At 68.7% G+C, this 19527-nt stretch carries 18 protein-coding genes; 2 read left to right on the top strand and 16 right to left on the bottom strand.

The annotated features are described in order from the left end of the window. Nucleotides 1–181 precede the first annotated feature (181 nt). From lspA to C6N40_RS03235, 3 genes are all read right to left on the bottom strand, one after another. Nucleotides 182–685: a signal peptidase II gene (lspA, locus tag C6N40_RS03245; RefSeq protein WP_240183435.1), complete on the bottom strand. Its 504-nt coding sequence runs from the start codon at nucleotides 683–685 to the stop codon at nucleotides 182–184. 77 nt (nucleotides 686–762) lie between these two features. Continuing rightward, entirely contained in the window at nucleotides 763–1371 is a 609-nt protein-coding gene (locus C6N40_RS03240; RefSeq protein ID WP_106989573.1) for a cation diffusion facilitator family transporter, read from the bottom strand. Nucleotides 1372–1560: 189 nt separating this feature from the next. Then, entirely contained in the window at nucleotides 1561–3402 is a 1842-nt protein-coding gene (locus C6N40_RS03235; protein ID WP_240183434.1) for a cytochrome c/FTR1 family iron permease, read from the bottom strand. A 206-nt stretch (nucleotides 3403–3608) separates the two neighbouring features. Between C6N40_RS03235 and C6N40_RS03230 the strand changes: the two genes are divergently transcribed. Both C6N40_RS03230 and C6N40_RS03225 read left to right on the top strand, forming a co-directional pair. After that, nucleotides 3609–4010 carry a MerR family transcriptional regulator gene (locus tag C6N40_RS03230; protein ID WP_106989572.1) on the top strand — a complete coding sequence of 134 codons (402 nt, stop codon included), beginning with the start codon at nucleotides 3609–3611 and terminating at the stop codon, nucleotides 4008–4010. A gap of 196 nt (nucleotides 4011–4206) precedes the next feature. Beyond that, complete coding sequence (locus C6N40_RS03225) at nucleotides 4207–5277, top strand: phospholipase D-like domain-containing protein (RefSeq protein ID WP_162782057.1); 1071 nt, start codon at nucleotides 4207–4209, stop codon at nucleotides 5275–5277. Between the two features lie 68 nt (nucleotides 5278–5345). On the opposite strand, the gene C6N40_RS03220 is transcribed toward C6N40_RS03225, so the two are convergent. The 13 genes from C6N40_RS03220 to C6N40_RS13960 all read right to left on the bottom strand — a co-directional run bounded on the left by C6N40_RS03220 (nucleotide 5346) and on the right by C6N40_RS13960 (nucleotide 19524). Beyond that, nucleotides 5346–5840 carry a BrxR family transcriptional regulator gene (locus C6N40_RS03220; protein ID WP_106989570.1) on the bottom strand — a complete coding sequence of 165 codons (495 nt, stop codon included), beginning with the start codon at nucleotides 5838–5840 and terminating at the stop codon, nucleotides 5346–5348. Beyond that, nucleotides 5837–6964, bottom strand: a complete 1128-nt coding sequence (locus C6N40_RS03215) for an acetate/propionate family kinase (RefSeq protein WP_106989569.1) — start codon at nucleotides 6962–6964, stop codon at nucleotides 5837–5839. Before C6N40_RS03215 ends, C6N40_RS03220 begins: the two co-directional genes overlap by 4 nt. Continuing rightward, complete coding sequence (locus C6N40_RS03210) at nucleotides 6961–8550, bottom strand: ABC1 kinase family protein (protein ID WP_162782056.1); 1590 nt, start codon at nucleotides 8548–8550, stop codon at nucleotides 6961–6963. The genes C6N40_RS03215 and C6N40_RS03210 overlap by 4 nt, the downstream gene beginning before the upstream one ends. Before the next feature lie 14 nt (nucleotides 8551–8564). Then, nucleotides 8565–11027 (bottom strand): phosphoketolase family protein, encoded by a 2463-nt coding sequence (locus C6N40_RS03205; protein WP_106989567.1) that lies wholly within the window; start codon nucleotides 11025–11027, stop codon nucleotides 8565–8567. 40 nt (nucleotides 11028–11067) lie between these two features. Beyond that, a complete protein-coding gene (locus C6N40_RS03200) occupies nucleotides 11068–11985 on the bottom strand; it encodes a ribose-phosphate diphosphokinase (protein ID WP_106989566.1) in 918 nt (305 codons plus the stop codon). Continuing rightward, nucleotides 11982–13493 (bottom strand): thymidine phosphorylase family protein, encoded by a 1512-nt coding sequence (locus C6N40_RS03195; protein ID WP_034211182.1) that lies wholly within the window; start codon nucleotides 13491–13493, stop codon nucleotides 11982–11984. Before C6N40_RS03195 ends, C6N40_RS03200 begins: the two co-directional genes overlap by 4 nt. After that, complete coding sequence (locus C6N40_RS03190; protein ID WP_106989565.1) at nucleotides 13490–14881, bottom strand: MBL fold metallo-hydrolase RNA specificity domain-containing protein; 1392 nt, start codon at nucleotides 14879–14881, stop codon at nucleotides 13490–13492. Before C6N40_RS03190 ends, C6N40_RS03195 begins: the two co-directional genes overlap by 4 nt. A gap of 118 nt (nucleotides 14882–14999) precedes the next feature. After that, nucleotides 15000–15398 (bottom strand): hypothetical protein, encoded by a 399-nt coding sequence (locus tag C6N40_RS03185; RefSeq protein ID WP_162782055.1) that lies wholly within the window; start codon nucleotides 15396–15398, stop codon nucleotides 15000–15002. Beyond that, a complete protein-coding gene (locus C6N40_RS03180) occupies nucleotides 15395–17821 on the bottom strand; it encodes a heavy metal translocating P-type ATPase (RefSeq protein WP_240183433.1) in 2427 nt (808 codons plus the stop codon). Before C6N40_RS03180 ends, C6N40_RS03185 begins: the two co-directional genes overlap by 4 nt. Beyond that, nucleotides 17818–18063 (bottom strand): hypothetical protein, encoded by a 246-nt coding sequence (locus C6N40_RS03175; protein ID WP_106989563.1) that lies wholly within the window; start codon nucleotides 18061–18063, stop codon nucleotides 17818–17820. The genes C6N40_RS03180 and C6N40_RS03175 overlap by 4 nt, the downstream gene beginning before the upstream one ends. Next, nucleotides 18060–18344 (bottom strand): DUF5676 family membrane protein, encoded by a 285-nt coding sequence (locus C6N40_RS03170; RefSeq protein WP_162782054.1) that lies wholly within the window; start codon nucleotides 18342–18344, stop codon nucleotides 18060–18062. The genes C6N40_RS03175 and C6N40_RS03170 overlap by 4 nt, the downstream gene beginning before the upstream one ends. After that, nucleotides 18341–18856 carry a MerR family DNA-binding protein gene (locus tag C6N40_RS03165; RefSeq protein WP_205208532.1) on the bottom strand — a complete coding sequence of 172 codons (516 nt, stop codon included), beginning with the start codon at nucleotides 18854–18856 and terminating at the stop codon, nucleotides 18341–18343. The genes C6N40_RS03170 and C6N40_RS03165 overlap by 4 nt, the downstream gene beginning before the upstream one ends. A 245-nt stretch (nucleotides 18857–19101) precedes the next feature. Continuing rightward, the gene (locus tag C6N40_RS13960) at nucleotides 19102–19524 is read right to left on the bottom strand and encodes a hypothetical protein (protein WP_162782053.1); all 423 of its coding nucleotides are present in this window, start codon (nucleotides 19522–19524) and stop codon (nucleotides 19102–19104) included. Between the last annotated feature and the right edge of the window lie 3 nt (nucleotides 19525–19527).

Genomic DNA, 19527 nt, shown 5'->3' with positions numbered 1-19527 from the left:
CGGTGGGGTTACACAATTTCATTCCCCTCGCCACGCCGCGTCGCGTTCAGGAGACATGAGAGTCCGGAGAGCTTGAAAGACATCGCGGGCGTGAGTGCTCTCAGGGGGCTCCACGGTCGCCCGGAGCCGACAGCGCAGCCGATGCCAGGCCGCCGCCGCATCCGGCGTGCCGAGAAACCCCTCAAAACGACTGTCCTTGCGAGGACTTCGGTCGCATCAGGCCGTTTGCCGCGATCGCCACCGCCCCGATGACGATGGCCATGTCGGCCACATTAAATGTGGGCCAGAAGAAGTCCCTCCAGTACCACTGAATGAAGTCGACGACCTGCCCCCGAATGAGCCGATCGGCCGCATTGCCCAACGCACCTCCAATCACCAATGCGTACGGGACCGCCAGTCGCCATGACCGTCGGGGCAGGCGGCGAAGCGAGTAAACAAGGAAAGCACAAACGCCTAGTGCCAATGCCGTAAGCGCAGGCCGCTGCCAGCCCCCCGCGCCGCCCAGCAAGCCAAACGCCGCACCGGAATTGTAGGAACGACTCCAGTTCCACCACCCCTCAACGACAGCCACGTCCACGTTATGTGGCAGCACCGTCACCGCCCACAGCTTGGTGGCTTGGTCCAACAACAGCACCGCCAGCGAGAGCAGCAGCCATGCGAAGGCGCTCGTGCGGATTCCCTCCACTCCGGGCGCTCCCTGACGCGCACAAACGTCGCCAGCGCAGAGGGCATCACCGTCTAGTTTTAACCGGTCAGGCTGCCTCATGTGCCAGCCCCCAGCCGGGCACGGCGGGCATCGCGCAGAATCTCGAACGATTCCTTGATGACATACAGTCCGATCAACGTGCCAATCATAAAGTCGGGATAGGGCGAGTGGAACCACAGGACCAAACCGCCCGCAAGAATCACCCCCAGATTAGCCACGACATCGGCGCGGGTGAACAGCCACGTGGCGCGCAGGTGCACCCCTCCCGTCTTCAGCGGCGCGAGCAAGCGCAATACAGTGACGTTGACCCCCAAAGACAGCAGTGCCGTCCCAATCATCCAACTGCTGGCCGGTTCGGCGCCGTGAACCACCCGGCGCCCGACCTCGGCCAGCACGCCCAGGCCCAGTGCCAGCAAGACACTGCCGCTTAGCAACGCCGCATTGGCTTTGAAACGCGCAGCGCGTCCAATGGCGACCAACCCGATCGTGTAGGCGAGGGCATCCGACAACATATCGAGTGCATCGGCCAGCAGTCCGGTCGACTGGGCGATCCAACCGGCGATGCCGCCGATCACCGCCATCGCCGCATTGAGAGCCAACGCAATCTTCAGGATGCGGCGCTCTTGTGCGTTCTTTGCTTCGTGGTCACAACCGCAGTCACTCATGAGCTTCTCCGGTGGAGGGCGAGAATGAACCGCAGAGAGCAGCCAACGTGGGCCACCTCGCGGCAAGGTTCCAGCCCGAGGCGAAATCGGCACGCAGTCCATGCGTTGGCCACGGCACGCTGTTCAGGAGGAGTGCGGCGCACGCGGAGGTCGCGGCGCGGCGGCAATGTCTCAAGTCCCTTGGGCAGCTCATGAGCGCGAGGAAGACGCCGCCGACGCTTTCAGCGACCGGGTGTTGGTTAAGAAGCCAATGGTCGCCAGCGTCGCCACGCCCAACTGCGCCAACAAGGACTCCCAGGACGGGTACACGCCCAGCCATTCAATGCGTGGCCCCGGCACCCCTGCTTGGGTGACCCAACCTGCCTCCTGAAGGGCGGCCACGCCTTTGCCCGCCAAGACGACCGCCAGTACGGCGATCAGGAGCGAACTGATCGAAAAGAACCGGCCAACAGGAAGACGTGCGCTGGCGCGAACCATCCAATAGGCCACAGCAGCCAAGACCAAACATCCGGCCGCGAAACCAGCAAGGATGGCGCCCGAAGCCGCCTCGCTCCACATCGCGATGAAGAACAGGATGGTTTCAAACACTTCGCGATACACCACGATGAACGCAAGCACGAACAAGAAGAGAGCCGATCGCCGCGTCAACGCCTTAGACAACTTGGCCTGCAGGTACTGCTGCCAGCGTCCGGCCAAACTCTTCTGATGCATCCATATACCGACGCTCAGCAGCACGGCAGCGGCGAATAGCGCCGATATTCCTTCGGTCAGCTCCCGATTGGCACCGCTGATGTCAATCAGGTAGGTCGCTGCCGCCCATGTCGCCGCGCCGGCCAGCAAGGCGCTGGCCCATCCCGCATGGACGTACGGCAAAACGTCGGCGCGCTCGGCCTTGCGCAGGAACACGATCATGCCCATCACAATCAGGAGCGCCTCCAGACCCTCCCGCACCAGGATGGTGAAGCTACCCAGAAAGGCCGTGGTCGTGTCCATCCGGGTGTCCGCTAGCACCATCTCGGCGCGATCAAACAGTGCGTTGACCTCCGCCGCCTGCGCGCTCACGTCCGCCCCGGCAGCGGGGCGGGCGAGTTGGCTGCGGTAGCGGGCCATGGCCATCTCGATCTCTCGCATCAGTGAGGGATCGCGGGCCCCCAGGGCTGCCTCGAGCGGCTCTACACCGTCCAGGTAAGCCGACAACGCCGATGTGGTGGCCTGCGCCGTGTCGCCAGCGGCATACGCTTGCTCGCTGACGGCCAATCGTTCACGCGCGAGCGCGAACGGATGGGAACCCTCACGCGACAGGTTTACTGCCTTGGGGCGTGATCGAAGGTAGGCGACGACGGCGTGGGCCTCTGCCGGGGAGAACGGGGCCAGCAGGTCCGCTTCGCGAACCCGGGTGAGGGCTTCGAGGGTGGGGATGCGACCGCGCAAGTCGGCCCGCTCCCGCCACAAGGTCTCCCCTTCCGCGCGAGCGCGAGGGGAGTAGGCCAGACCTCCGGTGTAGAACGCCAACGCCCAGCGATCTGCTTCCGACAGCGCTGCAAAGCTGGGCATGCCGGTGCCTGGCACGCCCTGGGAGATGACTTGATAAAGCGCCAGGGGCGTCCGCTGGGCCGCGCGGCCAGCGTCGGTAAAGGCGATCGGCGGTGGATCCAAGGCGATCCCGGCCACACCGTCGCCGCGCCCGGACGGACCGTGGCAGGCCGCACATTGCTGAGCATAGAGCGCCGTGACGCGGGCCGGCTCCGGTGGCGACGCCGGCACCGCCCCGATCGGATAGTCGGCCAACAGATCGTCGGCCATCCCTCGGGCCAGCACGGCCACCTGTGTGGGGTCGGCCCTGAGGTCTACCGCGGCGACCAACTGGTCGGCTCGGGCCAGCAACCGCGGCTGGTTCGGACTCGCCGGCAGGGTCTGGAGTTGGAGGCGGGCGGCCCTGGCAAATTCCTGCATCTCGGCATATTCGCCCAGCGACAGGACGCGGCCACCCTGGACGGCCGCGGCATAATCCACCGCCATGTAGTCGAGCATTTGCCACGTTTGTCGCGGCTCAACCGTGGGGGTTTCGGCGTGTACCGGCAGCAGCCAGGCCAGCCCAATCAGGAACGCTGCAAGGCCGGACCACGTTCGAAAGTGAGACAGAGGGATGGGCTGGGGCACGGCAAGGGCACTTCGTTGGCGGCGGGGACAGAAGTATCGTAAAGTCCGTAGCCACTACAGAGTCAAGCGGGATGCGAATGAAAATCAGTGAGGCCGCGACCGCCAGTGGCTGTCACTTGGAGACCATCCGCTACTACGAGCGCATCGGCCTGCTTCCTGGGCCGGTTCGGACGGGCAATGGCTATAGGGTCTATGGCCAGCACGATGTGGCCCGGCTGCGCTTTATCACCCGCGGCCGGGAACTGGGCTTTAGCCTGAGCGAGATTCGCGACCTGCTGCGATTGGCGGAGGATCCGGACCTGTCCTGCGACGACGTGGACCGGCTCGCGCGCCATCACCTCGCCGAGATCCGGGAGCGACAGGCCGAACTGCAACAAATTGCGCAAGAGTTGGAGCGCACCATTGCTGATTGCTGCGGCGGCCGCCGGGGTACCTGCGCAATCTTGGGCGGATTGCAAATGCCGGCGGAGTCAGTGTGATCCCGTCCCCAAGGCACTCGAATGGTGCCTAGGGCGCTGAAGGTTGCGACCGCGAAGCTTTCCGCTACGACGGCATACTCAAGCCGCTGACCGCCGGCCGGGATGCCGAGGTGCGCGCCAACTTCCGTGGCCAATGATCCAGAATCCGAGGTGCACTGCTAGGCTGGGCGCCAAATCTTTGCCGAACCGCCGCCCCATGCCATCCGCACCGGAAACAACCACGGTCTTCGTGGAGGGTGACACCCTCTACGATGCGATGCGCACGGACATCGCCGGGGCGGCTGCGCAGGTACGCCTGGAGTGTTACATCGTGGCCGATGACGAGGTCGGCGGTCCGATGCTCACCGCGCTGGCCGACACCGCCCTTTCTGGCAGGCGCGTCCAGGTCCGCATCGATGCCGTGGGCTCGTGGCGCCTGATTCCGCCGGACCGGGTTCGGTCCATGAAGGACACTGGTGTGGGATGGCACTGGAGCCGGCCTTGGTCATGGAGCCAGCCGTGGCAATTTCACGTCCGCAATCACCGCAAGCTCCTGATCATCGACGACGCCGTCGCTTATCTGGGCGGCTTCAACCTCGACCGGCGCAACTCCCAGCAGGCGGTGGGGGCGGCTCGCTGGCGCGACACCCATGTTCGTCTGACCGGCCCGCGGGTGGCCGAGGCGATCGCCCTGTTCGACGAGTACCCACGGGCACCCCGCGGTCCCGTGCCGACGGCGCGTTCGCCCTTGGCGTTGCTGTCGAATCGTTCGCGTCGTTGCCGGCATCGCCTGCGCTGCGCCTTCAACGAGGCCTTCGACCAAGCCCGGGAGCGACTCTGGCTGACCACGCCGTACTTCGCACCGGACCGGCGCAGCCAGCGGGCCCTGTGCGGCGCCGCCCGGCGCGGCGTGGATGTCCGCTTGCTGGTACCGGGCAAAAGCGATGTCCCGCTGGCGCAATGGGCGGCGCGGGCAGCCTACGCCCATATGCTCGAGGCCGGCGTCCGGATCTGGGAGTACCAACCCCGGGTACTGCACGCAAAGACTGCCTTGGTTGATCGGGACTGGGCGACGGTCGGCACCGCCAACTTCGACTACCGCAGCTTCTTTCTCAACGACGAGATCAACCTGCTCGGGCACGCGCCCGCCCTCAACGCGACGCTGGCGGAGCACTTCGTCCAGGATCTGACCGAATCTCGGGAAGTGTTAACCGAGGCCTGGACGCAGCGGCCGTGGTATGCACCCGGCCTCGAGCTGATCGGCTGGTGGGCGCGGCGCTGGCTGTAGCGGCCACGCGGTCCATTCCGACCGGCGGCAGATGCCGGGCCACCCCCCGAGGTGTCCGTCCAGGGTTGCTAGCTCCCTGCCAATTCGTCGTCAGGTGTCGCCGACCAACGGGCGCAGGGCGGAAGCTGTTCGGGCTCGTGTACCTGTAGCAAGAACGACGGCGGCAATTCGCGGTCCGGAACCAAGGCCGCGCGATAGGCCTGAATGAGGTAGGGGACCAGAGGGGCGCGCCGCGTCAACGCCAACCCCACCGTGCCATCGAAGTACTCCAGGCGAATCATCTGGCTTTGCGCGGCCGTGAGCGCCTGGTGCGGCCGCAGGCGCAGCGTCGCCGAGGTGTTCCAATCCCGATCATCAAGGTCGGCCGCAACCCAGTCGCCGTCGATGTAGGCTTCGCCAAATCCCAGCGATCCTTGGGCCAACACGCGCGTGAACATCGCCGGATCGCGCACCTGCAGATCCCAGGGCCGAGGGCCATCGAGCTGCACGTCCGCCAAAGCCAACAATCGGGCGACCGTCGCCTCGCCAGGGCGGGAGCGGGCCATTGTCATCTCGTTGCTCACTCATCCCCCAGGGCCAAGGCGGCCTGCAACAGTTCGTATTCCTCATCGACCTGGATGACCCATGCGCTGATCGTGGCGGCACCGGCATGCACCGCCGGGCCGCCGTGAAGGTTTGCGTCGGAGTCGAGCAGTAGGCCCATCCAGCCCAGTTGCGCGGCGATCCGGGCACGCACGCTTGCCGCGCCCGCCCCAACGCCCCCCGAGAACACGACCCCGTCGAGTCCGCCCAAGCTGGTGGCCATTGCGGCGATCCCCTGGGCGACCCGCATCGCGTAGTGCTCTCGGGCCAGGGCTGCGGGCTCGCTGGTGTCGGCCAACAGCTCACGCATGTCGCCACTGCCGCCGGAGAGGCCGCGCAAGCCGGAGTCACGCCACAGCAGGTGCTCGATTTCGGGCAGCGGCATGGCCAGGGTCTGGGCCAGATACAGCACCACGCCTGGATCGAGCGTGCCCGACCGCGTGGCCATCGGGACGCCATCGAGCGGGGTCAGGCCCATGGTGGTGTCGACGCTGCGACCGTCGGCCACCGCGCACAGGCTCGAGCCGCCGCCCAGGTGCACCAGCACCAGCCGGGCCGTCGCCAGCGCGGGGTCGAAGGCGATGAGTTGACGCATCACCGACGCAAACGCCAGCCCGTGGAAGCCGTAGCGTTGGACGCCGGCGGCATGCAGGGACGCCGGCAGCGGCAGGCGCCGGGCCCACGGGGCCAAGTTCGCATGCCAGCTGGTGTCGAAGGCAGCCACCTGCGGTACCCCTGGCCAGCGATGCCCGGCAGCCTCGATCAAGCGCAGGGCCGGAGCTTGATGCAGGGGCGCCAACGGTGTCAGCGCCGTCAGCTCGGTCATCAGTGCCTCGGTGACGAGGGCTGGACCCGGCCGGGTCGCCCCGTGCACGACCCGGTGCGCCACCCGCGTGGGCTGCCCGGCCCCGGCCGGCAACTGCACCAGCAACTGCGACAACCAGCGGTCTGCGCTGCGGGCAGCGTGGGCATCCTCGGGCAGGACGGCGATCTTGGCGCGGATCACCGGCGCGATCAGGAAGCCCTGCGCGTCTATGGTGTAGTACGCCGCCTTGACGGTCGCGGAACCGACATTAATCGTCAGGACGTCGCGCGGCGCGCTCATAGGTGCCCCGAGCGCGAGATGGCGCGCACCAGCCGCCAGGACAGGACCAGCGCAGCTGCGAACGCCAGCGCCGAGAGCACCGGCAGATGGCCCCACAGGCGCGGCCCGGCGCCGTGCAGCATCATCACCGAGCCCGCCAGATACAGGCCCAGCGTCACCAGCGCCAGGGCCAGGCGATTGCCGGTGCGCGCCAGCGTCGTTTCCAGCGGCTCCAGGCCGCGATGGTGCAGCGACAGCGCCGGCCGTCCCTCGTCGAGTTGCAGCTGCCGCAAGATCTGCATCGCCACGACCGGCAGCTGCTCGGCGCTCTTGAGCAACTGCTCGTGCATCGGACGGCCCACCGCCTGCTGCCGCAGGGTCTGGGCCATGCGCTCAGCGCGGGCCCCCAGTGCCTGCATCAGATCCAGGGCAGGGTCCAGGGACCGCAATGTGTTCTCGGCCAGGAACAGGGTGCGCATCAGGACCAACAGATGGCGCGGCAGGCGGAAGTTTTCGCCCGCGCCGATCCGCGCCACGCGCCAGATCGCGTCGGCCATCGACCATTCGTTCAGGGGCAGCGTGGCCAGGCTGCTGAGGATTTCGCTGATGGCGCGCACGTAGGCCCGCCGGTCGATCGGCCCGGTGATGAATCCCATCGCGACCACGGCATCAAGCACGGCCGAGGCGTCATCCACCACCAGCCCTTCGATCAGTTGCGCAAAGGCCGTGCGCGATGCCGGGTCCAGGAAACCGATGGAGCCAAAGTCGTGGAAGCACAGGCGACCGTCGGGCAGTTCGAACAGGTTGCCCGGGTGGGGATCGGCGTGGAAGACGCCGGCGCCCATCAGCTGGTGCACATAGGCATCCAGCAGCAGGCCGGCCAGTTCGCGCCCGCGCGGCGTACCGTTTTGCGTCGCCAGCGCCGCGCCGTGGCTGAACTCCTGCACGATCACGGCCGGCGCGACCAAGGGCTCCACGACGTGGGGCAGGGTCAGGTAGGGCAGGGGATCGAACGTGCTGGCCAGACGCCGCATGTTGCGTGCCTCCTGGACCATGTCGATTTCCTGGTGCAGGAACTGCCCCAACTCCTCGATCAGGTCCAGGGGCTGGTAGCGCCGCAGGCCGGGGAGCAGCCATCGGCAAACCCGCACGAAGCGCCGCAGCAGCCGCAGGTCGGCATGCACCTGGGCCACGATGCCGGGCCGGCGTACCTTGACCGCGACCGTGCGCCCGTCCGGCAGTTGGGCCCGGTGCACCTGGGCGACCGACGCGGCGGCGAAGGGGACGGGCTCGAACTCGGCGAACAGCTGGTCCACGGGCTGTCCGAAGGCTGATTCGATCGCCGCCACCGCCAACGCCGACTCGAACGGCGGCACGTGGGCGTGCAGGGACTCGAGCTCGACCAGATAGGGGGCGGGCAGGAGGTCGCGGCGCAGGCTCAGGCCCTGGCCGAGCTTGACGAACGTCGTGCCCAGCCCCTCGAGGGTCTCGCGCAGCCGGGCCGGCAAGGTATCGGGAGCACGGCGATGCCGCCGCCACCACGTCCAGCCGAAGCCGCCCAAGGCGACGGCGATCTGCAGGCTGCGGGGCAGGCGGGACGTGCGCATCGGCCGGGGCGTGCTCATGCCGGGCGGGTGATCAGGGTCGGGTCGCCACGGCCGGCCAACGCCGCTTGCTCGTCGGCACGCAAACCCTCGTCCACCGGGCGACCCAGCACCGCCAGCGCCGCCGCGACCGTGTGTGCCCACGTGCAGCCGTTGGCGAACAGCAGCCCGGGCACATCCAGCGTGCCGCCTTGGTTGACGAAACCCAGCGCCCGCGTGGTGGCGGGCCCGGTGTCGATTCGGCGCAACGCGCCCAAATACGGCTCAGGCCGGGTGTGGGTCACGAACACGCGCGGGGTGCCCGCCGGGAAATGGCGCAGCACCAACGCATCAGACAGCACGTACGCGCACTCCCGCGCGTCGCGCCCGGCCCGCAACCGCCCGGGCTCACCGATATAGATCACCGCCGCGGCGATACCGGCTTCACGAAGACGCCGATGCGCCCGCAGCACTTCCCCCAGCTGGTAGCTGCCCGTGGCGGCCAACAAGACGGCAGCCGTGTCGGGATCGCCGTGCAGCAAGAGCAGGCCCTCGTCTGCCAACAGGCGGGCCTGCGCCGGCGTCAGCCGATTGGGGACCTCGCGTTTGGGCACGACCAGGGCCGTGATCGTGCCCAGAGCTTGGATACTGTGGGTAAGGGCCGCCATGGCGCTGTTGCCATCGGGCGGGAAACACACGCGGGCACCGTCCGCCATTTCGCCGAGCAAGGCTTCGGCCAGGGTGGGGTCCTGGTGCGACTGCTCGTTCTTGGCGTTCTCCCAGGTGTGCGAGGTCAGTACGACCGGCACGCCCAGCCAGCCCGGCGGCCGCCCGGCCTCGCGCAGATGCCGGGAGAAAATGAGTTCCTGGCGCAAGGCGCCCAGCATCTTCGGGGCGAAGGCCTCGTACGTCACCACCAGGTTGAGCCCGCCCTTGTTGGCCAGGGCGGCGCAGACGACGGCCTCCTCATTGAGCGCGGTGATCACGGCGCCGGTGCGCGATTCTGCGACGCCGGCTTCCGGCTCCTGCACCCGGTGTTTGAGCAGGTCCAGGGTCGCGTCGAGTTTGTTGCTGCGCAACTCATCGGGATTACCCACGCGCGGGCGCAGCTGCGGGTTGGCCTGCACCAAGCGAACAAACTGACCATCCAGAGCGGCCATCGGCGAGCCAATCGTGCCGGGCTCCGCCCAGGCCGGCTCGGGCACGGTCGGCAGCGCCACCTGGCGGGTCGCGAGCGCGTGGTCGCGCTCGCGCGGCCGACCCTGAGTCGCGTGTGTATTGAGAGCCGCAATCGCCGCCTGCAGATCCGCCGGCGGCACGTAGAGCGGCGCACAGCCGGCATTGAACTGCTCGCGGGCGGCCGCATCGCGGTGGGGATTACCCGATAGCGGCAAGTTGTGGGCGGCGTTGGTGCCGGCGCCGGGAAACCCAAAGCCCTTGGGCGCCTCGGCGACACCGTAGCGCAGCGGGATTCGGAAATCGCCCTCGGGATGCAGCGCGGCCGCCTCGGTGCAGGCCTGCAGCCGCGACTCGATGACATGGATGCCCCAGGCGATGCTGGCCGGATCGCGCCCGTCCAGGCCGATGGGTTCGAATCCATTGAGCCGCAGGTGGCGATACAGCCAGTCCTCGCCGCCCTGCTGTTCGATCTGGCTGCGCTGCTCGATGCGCCGGCCGTTGAGGATCATGATGGGCGCGACCAAGCCCGAATCGTCCGGGCGCCACCAGCGCGGCGCCCAGTCGCCGCCACGCTGCTCCTCGAAGGCGCCATCGCTGACGAACGCGACCAGCCGCTCACCGGGCAGCGGCGCGTGCACGTAGTGCAGCTCGGCAAAGCCCAGATAGCCGCCTTCCTGCAGGCCGCCGGCGGTGTGGGCGTTGACGTGCGAGCCCAGCGGCGAGGCCGGCCGCCCCTCGGGCGTGAGCGCATAGGAGTAGAAGTCGCCCACGAATCGCGCCAGCCGCGGCTCATCCAGGCCATAGCGGGCCGCATGCGCCGGGCTCATGTTGTCGACGATCACGTTGAGCGCATCGATCGCCGCCACGCAGTGGCCCTGGCCCATCATCCAGGCGCGGGTCCGGCCATCGAGCGCATTCATCGCCAGGTAACCGGTGTAGGCCGGCACCATGTTCAACGCGCCGCCGGTATGGCCTTCGGGCTGCGGCTTGAAGTCCTCGGCGGCCATCGGACTGCCATCGAGCCGGACACGCTGGGCGTAGGTCATATGCGCCACCAGCCACATGCCCGCGCTGGCAATGCGATCGGCCGCGCTCAGGCGCCTATAGCCGGTCTCTGCATCCGGCAGCGCGCCAGTGGCGACCAACTCTTCGAGCATGGCGCGCACGCGCAGCTGGGTGAGCGGCGTGTGCGTGATGACGCCATAGCCGGCGGCCCACGCGGCGAAGGCCGGCTCGGCCTGGGCGTAGCGCCGGGCCAACTGGTCAATCCGGTGCTGGTCAATGGCGCTGATGGCGCTGGCGGGGCAGGTTAGGTCGTTCATCGAAACTCCAGGGCACAGATGGGGCGGTGGACGGCGCGGCTCACGGGGCGGCCAGGGACGGGGTGCGCTCGGCGAGCAGGGCCTCGCAGGCCACCGCCAGCGCCGGCGCCATCGCAATGGCATTGCAGGCCGGGTGGGGAATGGTGTCGGTGCTGACGACGCGCCGGGCGCCGGCGGCGAGCAGGCGCTCGTAGGCGTCCTCGGAAAAGACCGCGTGGGTGACCAGGCACGTCGCCGGGGGCAACCCCAGCGTGGCCAGATGCTTGAGGGTTTCGATCATCGTATGGCCCGAGGAGACGATGTCATCGACCACCACGGGCGTGCGGCCGCGAGCGGCGACGGGATCGGGCAGGCTCACCCGGACGGAGCGATCGCCCTCCCGGATCTTGGCCAGCACCTGGAACGGCACCTGCGCCCGCGCGGCGATATCGCCAACCCACTGCGCCGATTCGCTGTCGGGACCGATCAAGATCGCGTCGGGGACGTTGGCCTGCACCCAGGCCGCCATCGCCGCCGCCGCGGCGACATGGCGGGTCGGGATCGAGAACAACCCGTCCAGGCGCGGATTGCGGTGCAGGTGCGGATCCACCGTCACCAGCCAGTCGACGCTTTGCTCCAGGAACCGGGCAAAGATCGGCGCGCTGATCGCTTCGCCGGGATGGAAGCGGGTGTCCTGGCGCATGTAGGGCAGGTACGGGGCGACCAGGCCGACCGAACGGGCGCCCAGCTCGCGGGCGGTCTCGGCGACAAAGCGCAGCGCCAGCGCCACCGAGTCCACGTTCCTCAGGCCGGCCACCACCACCACGTCGACTCCGCTGAGTTGGGGGTCGAGCGTCACCAGCGATTCCCCGTCGGGGAACCGGCGCCAGCCCACGGGTGCCACGCGGGCGTTCAAACGCGCCGCCAAATCCACCGCCAGCGGCTGCAAATCGGGAAAGGGGATCAGCACGCGGCTCATGGGGTCTCCAGGGACAGGATGTCGGTGTGGGTCTGGGCGTAGGCCAAGGCGTAGTCGCGCTCGCCGGGGGACTGGGCGTGCACGGTGTACAGCGGTTGCCCGGCTACGACCGGATCCCCGATGCGCAACGTGCAGACGACGCCGGCCAAGGCCGCGCCGGGTGCGCCGGCCAACTTGGCCACCTTGGCCAGGCGTCGGTTGTCGATCGCGGCGATGCGCCCGGCACGGGGGGCCACTACCGGCGCCTGGAAGGGTGCTTCGCCCGGCTCGCTGAAGCCGCCTTGCGCCTCACAGATGGCCAGGAACTTGGCCCAGGCGCGACCCGAGTCCAATGCCTGCGTGGCCAGGGCCGGTCCCTGACCGGGCGGCGTGCCGGGCGCGAGCTCGAGCAAAGCGCCGGCGACGGCCAAAGCCCGCGTGCGCAGGTCGGCCGGGGCCCCGGGCGCGCCGCGCAGCACGGCCAGCACGTCGCGGGCCTCCAGCGCCGGGCCGATGCCCATGCCGACCGGCTGGCGACCATCGGTGTGCAAGACCGCCAGGTTCAGGCCCATCGCGGATCCGGTGACGGTCAGTCGTGCTGCCAGCGCCTGCGCCGCCGCGTCCGAGCGCACCTTGGCGGTGGGCCCAACGGGCATGTCGATCAGCACTTGGCTCGCGCCGGCGGCCACCTTCTTGGACAGCACACTGGCGACCAGTTGGCCGTCGCTGTCGAAGTCCAGCGGTCGCTCGACCCGGATCAGCACGTCGTCGGCCGGACTCAGGCGCACATTGCCGCCCCAGACGATGCAGCCGCCCTCGCGTTCGACCACCCGCCGCATCGCCGCCAAATCCAGCGCCACCGGGGCCATCACCTCCATCGTGTCGGCGGTGCCGGCCGGGGAGGTGATCGCCCGCGACGAGGTCTTGGGGATGCGATGCCCCAGCGCCGCGATGATCGCGACCACGATCGGGGTGGTGCGATTGCCTGGCAGCCCCCCCACGCAGTGCTTGTCCAGCACCGGACCGCCGCCCCAGTCCAGGCGCTCACCGACCGCCACCATGGCCCGGGTCAGGGCGATCGTTTCGCCGTGGTCCAAGCGCTCGCCAGCGCAGGCGGTCACAAACGCCGCCAGCTCAATGTCGGAGAGCCGGTTGGCGGCGGTGTCGCGCATCAGGGCGAGACAGTCGGCGTCGTCGAGCCGCGCCCCGAACACCTTGGCGCGCAGGGCGCCGGCCGAAGCGGCCGGCTCGGGATGCTGGAACGTCGCGTAGGCGCCGGCCTCGGGCGTTACGGCCTGCCAAGCCGCGTCCGACAGCGCCACCTCATCGACCGCCAGGTGATCGCCCGTGACGACGTTCAGGGTGGCGATGACCTCGCGTGTCCCGACCCGCATCTGGACCCGGGTCAGGGCCGCAAAGCCCTCCGAGCGGCAGACGGGGCAGTCGCGGTGCATATAGACCACCGGCTGCTGGTAGGTATCGATGCCGGCGCGCACCACGCGCAGGCGGGTGTGGGCGTGCTCGGTCATGCCGCCGCCTCGCCGCCGAGCGGCACCCGTTCCAGATGCTCAGGGACGCGGCAGTGCCAGCCGAGCTCGCGCTCGATCCGGCCGCGCAGGGCATCGGCGGCGTCGGGTTCGCCATGGGTGATGTAGGTCATCTTGGGCGTGACCGGGGCCGGGCGCAGCCAGGCAAGCAGTTCCTCGCTGTCGGCGTGGCCAGAGAAACTCTCCATGGCCACGACCTCGGCCTGGATCGGCACCTCCTGCCCGAAGATGCGCAACGATTTCTCGCCGCGCACCAGCGCCGCGCCCCGGGTGCCGCCGGCCTGGTAGCCGGCCAGCAGGATTGCGTTGCGCGAGTCCTGGCCAAACGCCACCAGGTGATGCAGGACGCGCCCACCGGAGAGCATGCCGCTGGCGGAGATGATGATCATCGGCCCGCGCTGCATATTGAGCGCCTTGGACTCCTCCACGGTCCGCACCATGGTGGCCAGCTCAAACATGTCCCGGCACTCGGCGTCGGTCACGTGGTGCTCGCCGTGGTGGCGGTGGTAGAGGTCGGTGGCATTGATTGCCATCGGGCTATTGAGATAGACCGGCACGCGCGGGATCTCGCCGCGCTGACGCAGCCGGGCGATATGCAGCATCAGGGCCTGGGCCCGGCCGACGGCGAAGGCGGGAATGACAATGACGCCGCCGCGGGCGGCGACCCGCTTGATCACGGGCGCGAGCTCCGCCTCGGCGTCGGCGGTGGGATGTCGGCGGTTGCCGTAGGTGGACTCGCACACCAGCACGTCCGCACCCTCGAACGGCGCCGGGGCTTTCATCAGCGCGTCACTGGCGCGGCCGAGGTCGCCGGTGAAATGCAGGCGGCGACCGTCAATGGTCAGCGCAATCTGGGCGGCGCCCAGGATATGGCCGGCCGGGATGAACCGGGCACTGACGCCCGGCGCGAGGGCCTGCGGCTCCAGGAACGGGCGGCCATCGAATCGGGTCAGGCACGTCATCGCATCTTCCTGGGTGTACAGCGGCAGCGGATTGGCGTGCTTGGAGTAGCCCTTCTTCTTCGCGTAGCGCGCTTCTTCCTCCAGTAGATGGCCGCTGTCGGGCAGCAGCAGTTGGCTCAGATCGCGCGTGGCCTCGGTGCAAAGGATCCGTCCAGCGAAGCCTTGCTTGACCAGGGCCGGCAGATAGCCTGCGTGATCCAGGTGGGCATGGGTCAGCAGCACCGTGTCGATGGACGCGGGCGCGACCGGAAAATCCGCCCAGTTGCGCTCGCGCAGCTGCTTGTAGCCCTGGAACAGGCCGCAATCGACCAGGATGCGTTGACCCGCCGCCTGGACCAGATAGCGAGAGCCGGTGACGGTGCCGGCGGCGCCGAGGAAATGCAGGGAGCGGGACGCAGGGGAAGACATGAGGGGAATCCTTGTGGGGTAAGGGGCCGCCCGGGGCAGGCGGTTCCGGGGCCAGGCCCCTGCGGCTGCATCGCCAGCCCCAGGGCCGGCCAACGCTGCCGCAGGCGCCGTTCGTTCATCAGCGGATCAGTTCAACGGTGTCGTTGACCTTGGGCTTGCCGGTGACCACCTGGGCCTGGGCGTAGTGCGTATCGAACAGCTCCGTGATCCGCACTTGGCCGACCGGCTCGCGACGGAACCGGGGACCGGCCGCCTTGGGACTGCGGGAGACCCGCTTGTGGCGCACGACGTCGAGCACCTGCCCGACCTGGGCGCCATCGGCCTCGCCCACGCAGACGACCAACGCGCCCGAGCGGGCCTCGAGTATCTGACCGCGCATCAGGACCTCATGCCGGAAGCCGCTTTCTTCGGCGTGGGCGGTGCCGGCCAAGGCCAGCATCAACACGCCCAGACCCAGCCAGCGACGGGCTCGGCCGCGCAGGATCGGGGTACGGGAGGAAACAGGGACGGTATTCATGACAGGGACTCCTTGAGGGACTCGGGGGACGACTCGGCCGCAGCCGCGGCCAAGGGGAGACGCTTGAGCAACAGCGCATTGACCGCCACGATCACCGAGCTGCCGGACATCGACAGCGCGGCGATTTCGGGCGAGAGCACGAACGGGAAGAGCACACCGGCGGCCAGCGGGAACGCCAGGACGTTGTAGCCCACCGCCCACGCCAGGTTCTGGTGCATCTTGCGCAGCGTCCCGCGGGCGATCGTGATCGCCCGCACGACGTCATAGGGGTCGCTGCGCATCAGCACCGTGTCGGCGCTGTCGATCGCCACGTCGGTACCGGCGCCGATCGCGAAGCCGACCTCGGCTTGGGTCAGGGCTGGGGCATCGTTGACGCCATCGCCCACCATGCCGACCTTCAGGCCCTGGGCCTGGAGCTTCTTGACCTCGGCGGCCTTGTCGCCCGGCAACACGTCCGCGAGCACGATGTCGATCCCCAGGTCGGCCGCCACACGCTCGGCCGTCGGGCGGTTGTCGCCGGTGATCATGGCGACCCGGATATTGCGGCGATGCAGCTCTTCGATGGTGGCCCGCGAGGTTGGCCGAATGGCGTCTGCAATCGCGATGACGCCTGCCAAGCGCCGATCGACCGCCACGTAGATGACGGTGCGGCCGGCGCCCTTGAGTCCGTCGGCCTGGGCCTCCAGTTCGTCCACGGCCACGCCTTGCGCGGCCATCAGCAAGCGGTTGCCCAGATGCACCCAGCGCCCGCCCACCCGACCCATCGCGCCTTGGCCGTCGATATTGGTGTAATCGGTGGCGCGATCCGTGACCGGCCCGGCGTGCTTGAGAATCGACTGTGCCAGCGGGTGCTCGGAATGCGCCTCCACGGCGGCCGCAACCTCGATCAAGCGCGCCTGGTCCCAGTCCGCCGCCGCCACGGTATCCACCACGTCGGGTTGTCCCACCGTCAAGGTGCCAGTCTTGTCGAAAATCACCACGTTGAGCCGGGCGCATTGCTCGATGGCCTCGGCATGTTTGAACAAGATGCCGTGGCGGGCCCCAAGGCCCGTACCAATCATGATCGCCATGGGCGTTGCCAGGCCCAGCGCATCCGGGCAGGCAATCACGAACACCGTAATCGTCAGGGTGAGCGCAAACAGCAGCGTCTGACCGAGCCACCAGAACCAGACGGCGAACGTCAGCAAGCCGATCACGATCGCCGCCAGCACCAGCCATTGCGAGGCGCGGTCGGCCAGCAGCTGGGCCGGGGCCTTGGAATTCTGGGCGGCCTGGACCAACTGGATGATCTGGGCAAGCGCGGTGTCGGCGCCGACTTTGGTGGCGCGGTAAGTGAAGGCGCCGCTGCGATTGATGGTGCCGCCAACCACCAGAGCGCCCGGCGCCTTCTTCACCGGCATCGACTCGCCGGTGAGCATCGACTCGTCCACTTGGGACTGGCCCTCGAGCACCTCGCCGTCGACCGGCACCTTGGCGCCGGGACGCACGACCACCACATCGCCCACCTGCACGTCGTCAGTGGCGATCTCCACGTCGACATTGTCGCGACGCACGATCGCCCGCGGCGGCGAGAGTTTGAGCAGGGCCTTCATGGCATCCGAGGCACCGGCGCGGGCCCGCATCTCAAGCCAGTGGCCCAGCAGGATGAAGGTCAGCAGGACCGAGGAAGCCTCGTAGAAGTTGGGGCCATCGAACACAAACGTCGCGCCCAGACTGAAGACATAGCCCGTGCCGACACTGAGCAACACCAGCACCGCCATGTCGAGGACGCCACGGCGCAGCGAGCGGATCGCGGCCGTGAAGAAGGGCCAGCCCGGGTAGAGCAGCGCACCGCTGGCCAGCAGCCATAGCCAGACGTTCTCAGTTAGGCCGAATGGCGTCGCCGGCGCGCTCATCAGCCCCATCGGGGACCAGATAAACAGCGGGATGGAGAACGCCAAGGCGACTATGAAGCGCCGGCGCATGTCCGCCGCCGCCGCGTGCAAATCGCCCCCGTGGTGCATGCCCTCGTGCGGGTCCGCGCCGCGCTTGTCCGGCGCGACGGGCGCATGGCCCGCGTGCCCTTGCATCGACGGCGTCGCGTCCTCAGGGAGGGCCGACGCTGCGGGGGAGGGCGACGGGGCATGGCCGGCATGTGCAGAGTGACTGGCGGCCGACCCGGCGGAGGCGCCTGGCGGGACAAACTCGGCGGACGGGGCGCGGCAGGTGAAGCCGCAAGCGCGAATCGCCGCCGTAATCGCCGTCGGCTCCGCAGCGCCGCGGGTATAGCGCACCTGAAGCGTGCCGGCCGCAAAATTGGCTTCGGCGGCCTGCACGCCCGGCAACCCGCGAACCGTGGCGGCCAGCGTGCGGGCGCAGCCCTCGGTCAGCATGTCGCCGATCGGCCAGACCCTTACCGCCTGAGTGTTCATGGCGGTGCTCATGACGCCACCGCCAGCGGCCGGCGACGGCGTGGGAAGAACCGCGGCACCGCGTCCGCGTACTGCTCATACGCCGTGCCAAAGCGTGCCCGGGTTTCGTGCTCCTCGTTGATCGCCAGGCGCACATAGGTGATCAGCATCACCGGGGTGTCGTCGGTCGGCTCGTCGGTCTCCGGCGGTGCGGCGACGGCCAACGGGGCCGCGAACAGGCTCGCGAGCAGCAGGGAAACGTTTGAGCGGTTCATCGGTTACCTCCAATCAAGCGATTGACAATGGTGAACAAGGCGCCCGCCACGAAGGCGTAACCGGCGATCGCGAGCGAACCGATCAGCACCGCGCTCCAGCGCAGTTCACCGACCGCCGGCGTGAGGCCGGACAGGCTCAGTCCGTGCACGACCAGGCCCAGGCCGGCGACCAGGGCGCCGGGGGACCACGCCACGATCAGCGTGCAGGCCAGGTACAGCAGGACCGCCGTTACCGACAGCGACAGCCCGCAAGACAAGGGGGATTGACGGGGCCGCGTCATGAGGTCTTTTCCTCTGCAGAGGCGCGACGGCCCAAGAGGCGCCGCGAGGTGGATTTGGGAACGGCGGCGGCCTCGCTGGCCGCGACGGCCTCGATCAGCGCGCAGACGTCACTGCCCGTCGGCACGGCGTCGGGCAGGCGAGACCACTGGGCAACGGCTTGCTCCATTCGCGTCTGCAGCGCCAGGAGTTGCTCGAGCTGGTCGCGGGTTTCCGTCAGCCGACGGCTGATGATGTCGCGTACCAGCGGACATGGGCTCTTGCGCTGGCGGCTGCGCCGTAGGATTTCCTCGATCTCGGCGAGGGTGAAGCCGAGACGCTGCGCCGTGCGGATGAAATGCAGGCGATGCAGTTCCGCGGTCGAGAACAACTGGTAGCCGGCCTCGGTGTGGCTGGCGGCGCGAAGCAGGCCGCGGCGCAGGTAGTTGCGCACCACGTGCACGGTCACGCCTCCCAAGTGCGCCAGACGGCGCACCGTCATCGGCGGATCGGATTTGCGAAGGTCGGCCGTCATTGCATGCTCCCGCAGAACCTGCCGGGGACCGTAAACCTGGGTGTCGGACACAGGTCAAGGCACGCCGGCGCGCAAACGCCGATAGCGAGAGCTCGTCGTGGAAGGGGGAATCCCATGGTCTTGGCCTCGCGCGAACCGCTGCCCAAAGGCACTGCGGTAGGAGTCGGCGGGGCAGGCCGCGCACACGGCGGCTGCACCGAGGCGACCGGCGCCCATACGGGCGCCGGTCGAGCATCGGCGCGGGATCAGATCAGCAGGAGGCTGGCCGGGTGGGGCGTAGGTCGATGCCAGGCGACACGAGGACGAGCGGCCACCGCGTGGCCCGCCGCGTCAGGCAATCGCTGCACTGTCACGACCGACATGATCGACACCGGACCCAAGGTCGGCACTGACACCAGTCGCGGTGCCTCCTTGCTCAGGTCGCCTTGGCTGCAGTGGGAAGCGCACAGTGGCGCGTCCTCACTCAGCGAGGCCCCATGGCACGGCGGCGGCGGGTCGGCTGCCGCGGGCTGGGCATGATCGGCATGTTCGGCGTGGGCGGGCATCGATGCCATCGCCGAAACTGCGCACGCCGGATGACTCGCCAGAACCAGTTGTGCCCAAACCAGCGCCAGCATCGCCAGCAGCGAGATTGGGGTGCGCCAGCGGTGGCGGCGGAAGCTGTTCATCTT

It is taken from the genome of Arenimonas caeni (assembly GCF_003024235.1).
Lineage (GTDB): Bacteria > Pseudomonadota > Gammaproteobacteria > Xanthomonadales > Xanthomonadaceae > Arenimonas > Arenimonas caeni.
This window is presented reverse-complemented; position numbering and strand designations above follow the sequence as displayed.